Origin of the sequence: Pseudovibrio sp. POLY-S9, assembly GCF_001431305.1 — a bacterium.
Lineage (GTDB): Bacteria > Pseudomonadota > Alphaproteobacteria > Rhizobiales > Stappiaceae > Pseudovibrio.
On record NZ_LCWX01000095.1, the window covers coordinates 7,133 to 11,339 of the forward strand.

At 54.3% G+C, this 4,207-nt stretch carries 5 protein-coding genes; 2 read left to right on the forward strand and 3 right to left on the reverse strand.

The features are described from left to right. Positions 1-51: 51 nt before the first annotated feature. A complete protein-coding gene (locus PPL9_RS08455; protein WP_057462299.1) occupies positions 52-453 on the reverse strand; it encodes a nuclear transport factor 2 family protein in 402 nt (133 codons plus the stop codon). Between the two features lie 154 nt (positions 454-607). Next, positions 608-1,141: a redoxin domain-containing protein gene (locus tag PPL9_RS08460; protein ID WP_057462300.1), complete on the reverse strand. Its 534-nt coding sequence runs from the start codon at positions 1,139-1,141 to the stop codon at positions 608-610. Positions 1,142-1,228: 87 nt separating this feature from the next. Between PPL9_RS08460 and PPL9_RS08465 the strand changes: the two genes are divergently transcribed. Both PPL9_RS08465 and PPL9_RS08470 read left to right on the forward strand, forming a co-directional pair. Then, positions 1,229-1,819, forward strand: coding sequence for a TetR/AcrR family transcriptional regulator (locus PPL9_RS08465; protein WP_057462301.1), 591 nt, complete (start codon positions 1,229-1,231; stop codon positions 1,817-1,819). Positions 1,820-2,099: 280 nt separating this feature from the next. Beyond that, entirely contained in the window at positions 2,100-3,467 is a 1,368-nt protein-coding gene (locus PPL9_RS08470; RefSeq protein ID WP_057462302.1) for a hypothetical protein, read from the forward strand. Between the two features lies 1 nt (position 3,468). Here PPL9_RS08470 and PPL9_RS08475 read toward each other — a convergent pair. Next, positions 3,469-4,207: LysR family transcriptional regulator (locus PPL9_RS08475; RefSeq protein WP_082596676.1), on the reverse strand; the 739-nt coding region annotated here is incomplete at its 5' end.

Sequence of the window (4,207 nt, forward strand, 5' to 3'; positions counted from 1 at the left end):
ATGACTTAGGGGATGCCCCCTAAGTCGCTCATTGGAAGGGAAGGGGTGTTATCAGCTGTCCAGTGGCTGCATGAAGATTGCTTCGCGCAGCACTTGCCAGCGGCCATCTTCAAAGCGCCATTCAATGTTGCAGAGCAGCTTCATTTCTTCGTCGTTCATGCCGCTGTGTTTGCGGGTCAGCACAGAAACACCGGTGTCGCCAAGAATGTGAAAATCGTGCCATTCCGCCCAGGTGTTGAGCTGATGCTTGCCTGCCTCAGCCTGTTTGCGGAAGTGCTCGATAAACTCTTGCTTGTTGAAGGTGGTCACGCTGCTGTCTGGCGCAACGAGTGTGGTGTGGAAGTCATCGTGATAGATGGTTTGCAAGGCGTCAATGTCATAGTTGGTGGCGCGGTCGATCAGGTGATCCATTGCTGCGCGGATGGCTTCTGCGGTGTGTGTTGCCTTTGTCATTTTCTTATCTTTCTTCGTCTTTTCACGACCACCAGAGTGTTATCGAGTGTTCCCAGACCTTGTTACGGCTGAGTTAAGTCGTCATATAGGGCAGTGTGTTAGTTGAGTTTTACGAGGTTGGCAGTTACAGAAAACTGCTCAAAAAACCTCGGATTTACTTAAACGTGCCACGCACTGGATAGTTGTTATCCGGGTTGCGGATAAACCCCAATCCACCAAGCAGCGCGGTCAGATCTGGCCGGGTAAACGGCGCGTTGGAAATGTCCACCAACTGCAGTTCCTGCTTATCATTCACCACAAACAGAGCAGGCTCGGAAAACGGAGCAGGAGCTTCCTGCGGGGACCGAGGCTTGGAGATGTAAACGCCCAGTTCCTGCATCTGCTCAAGGCTCAGACCGTACCCGACCGGAAACTCCGGCTGCACATCTGCCAGTTGGTGTTGTGCTCTTTCAAGGCTGTCTGCCGAAACCGCCAGCGCCTCAATGCCAAGGCGATGCAAGTCACTCAGCTTTTCGTTGAGCTGCTTCAAGTAACGGGTGCAAAGTGGGCAATGAGCCCCGCGATACACCACAATCAGCTGCCAGTCGAAGTCAGCATCAGGTGTGCCAAGCGAGAGTTCGCCGCCACCAACAGCCTTCACTGTAAGCTGCGGAAACGGCTGTTCCGCTGCTAATGCTGTATGTTTCACAAAAGCCTCCTTGAGTTTTGTAATGAACGTTATTAAACTCGAATTCAAACAAGAGTCAATCGTTTTGTAATGAATGGTACAAAATAAATGGGACGCCCAAGAAACTTTAACCGAGACGAAGCCCTGCAAGCTGCCATCAATGTGTTCTGGAAAAAAGGCTACGACGGAGCCTCCATGAAGGACCTGACGACAGCCATGGGCATCAACAGCCCAAGCCTGTATTCGGTGTTTGGAGACAAGCATCAGCTCTATCTGGAAGCGATCGACCGTTACTCCAATGATGACGGATGTGCACCGCTGGTCGCGTTTGAAACCGAGCCGGATATTAAAAAGGCGGTGGTCGCCTTCATGCGCTCAACCATTGATTACGCCAGCAACCACGAAAGCGGCAGCAAGGGGTGTTTTCTGGGTAACTGCGTTTCAACAACAGTGGGGCAGGTGGAAGGCACCACCGAGCGACTTCAAGGGGCGATCACCGGAGCAGATGAGCGTCTCGCCTCCCGCTTTGACAAGGAAAAAGAGCTGGGCAACCTGCCCGCTGACTTCCCCTCATTAGAACGTGCCCGCCTGATGTTCGACCTGCGCCAGGGCCAGGTCCTCCGCGCCCGCGCCGAACTCGACCAGGACACCACAGAAGCCGGCCTCGCCTTCCGCGCGAAGATGATATTGGCGGTGTGAAGAAGACTGAGCGCAGCGGCTAGAGTGCTGCGCGTTTCTTTACTTGCTGGTTCGAAATTCTGAGTTTTAACAGATAAAGTTTAGTTTGCGGGGCGTTGTCATGAAAGCTTTGGAAACTGAGGGTATGGTTTTTGAAGTGCTGCCGAGTCTCTTTTCAAGAGCTATACTATGAATTGTAAAAAATATAAATATCACAACACGTTACCGCATAACTGTGCCGTTACCTAGCTTATGAGATTTTACCGCTAATATACCTTCCTCTTCGGGCCTAAGAGATCTTATGTTTTCTGCCAAAAAGCCATTTACGCTTGTTATTTTTTTGTCTGTTTCGGCCTGTGCAAGTCATCAGGATAAGCATGGGTTGTTTGATAGTCCTTCGCACAATGAAGTTGCTGCCAGTGATGTGATGCCGGAGCAATCAGCGAAGCGTCCGGCTTCGTTTAAAAAGCTCGAAGAGCCGCCGAAGTACTTTGCTGCGGCAGATGTTTTGTCTGTGCCGCTACAGAGCGAAAACTACACAATCAGCGAGGCGGCGCCGAGCAATGGGCGGTATCTGACCTTCGCAATCAAAACGGAAGATGGCGCCTACACTGTGCAGGGCAAGCAGTTTATGGAAGACCATGTCCATGAGCTGAACGCACTGGCAGCACTGCGCGAAAAAAACAAGGCAGTCGCCTTTGCCAGAAGCGCGGGAACAGCCGTCATCACGCCAATCAAGTCGGTCTACACAACGGTGACAGCCCCAGTCACCGCAGCCAAAAACGTGTATGGCAATGCCAAGGGCATGGTGAAGTCCGTGCGCAAGGGCGTGGGCAAAGCGGCGACCTTTGTGAAAACGCGCGGGAACATGCCACCGGAAACAGCGGAGCGTGAAGAAGACGGTTTCATCAGCGGCTTCTTTGGCCGTCCGGAGGCGATCCGCAAGCTGGCCTTTGAGATGAAGGTGGATCCGTACACTCACTTTACCCCGTTGCGTGATGAGCTGACGGAGCTGGCGAACTATCATGCCGCGGGACAGTTTGGCGTGGATCAGGGCCTGAGCTTTGTGCCCGGCGTGGGCAGCATCATTATCAGCAGTCTTAAGACGGCGGACAGTCTGACCAGAAAAACGCTGCTGAAGACGCCCGACGAGATGGCCGATATCAACCGCGAGCGACTGGCGGAAGCTGGTATTTCCAAGGCAAGCACTGAGGGCGTTCTGCTGAACGCTCACTTTACGCCCACGGAGAAGACTATTTTCACGGGCCTTGTGATTGAGGCGAAAGACCTTGAGGGCATTGAAGTTCTCATGAAGCATGCGTCCGGCGCGCAGTCCCGCCCGCAGGCGTTTTCTGCGCTGATGCTGGTGGAGATGCTGGGGCGTTTGCATGATGACAGCAAGATTGAGAAGGTGGAAGTGCATCACGACGTGGTGGTGGCTTACCAGGCTGACAGCACGGCGAACATCGTTCTGCCCTACGACTACCTGAGCTGGACCTCCTACAACGCAAAGACCGTCTGGAACGTAACCAGAAGCCTTGCGGCCAAGGATGTTAAGACCAGAAACGTGCGGTTCGTGCTGGCGGGCGATCTTTCTGAAAACAGCCGCAAAGCTCTGGAAACTCGCAAGTGGGGTGTGCGGAGAAATCTGATGGCAGACGTCCTTTGACCTAAGCCTCCAATGCCCCTCTCACAAATCCATCAAACGCGGTGATCTTGAGATTGCCGCGATTTGAGGGGTGGTAGAGCAGCCACAAGTCGGTCTGGTAGATGGCAGGTTGCTCTCCTACATCACGCAGGCCATCAAGAAGCGTCGGTATGTCGGGCAAGATGCCGACGCCCAGACCACTGTGGATGCCATCCGCCAGCAGGCTCATGCTGTCATAGCGGATGAGGCTGGCCGGTGAGGGGACTTTGTCGCGAAACCAGTCATTTGCCGGATGCGCTTGCAGGCTGTCACCAGGGATTAGCCATGTGAGCTCCTGAAAATCAAGCTCACCCAACCCATCCAGATATTTTGGCGCACCAACCAGCTTGTAGTCGATGGTGCCCAGCCTGAGGCCAATCATATCATCCGGCGGCTGACTGGTGGGGCGTAGGGCCACATCATAGCGCCGCTCGCTCAGGTTCTCGAAGCTGTTGGTGACATTGAATTCCAGCTGCAGGTTCGGGTGGGCGTTGCGAAACGCTGCAAGACGGGGGTGGATCACGCTTTGCAGCAGCAGGTCGGTGGTTGTAACCCGCAGTGGACCAGTTAGTCCGACATCTTCACCTCCCAGCAGGGCATCAGCGGCGGAAAGTCCTGCATGGATCTGCTCGGCCTGCTCACACAGCGCCAGACCCAGAGGCAGGGGCTTGAAACCGGCGCGGGAGCGGGTGAACAGCGGCTCGCCCACCTTGGCCTCAATG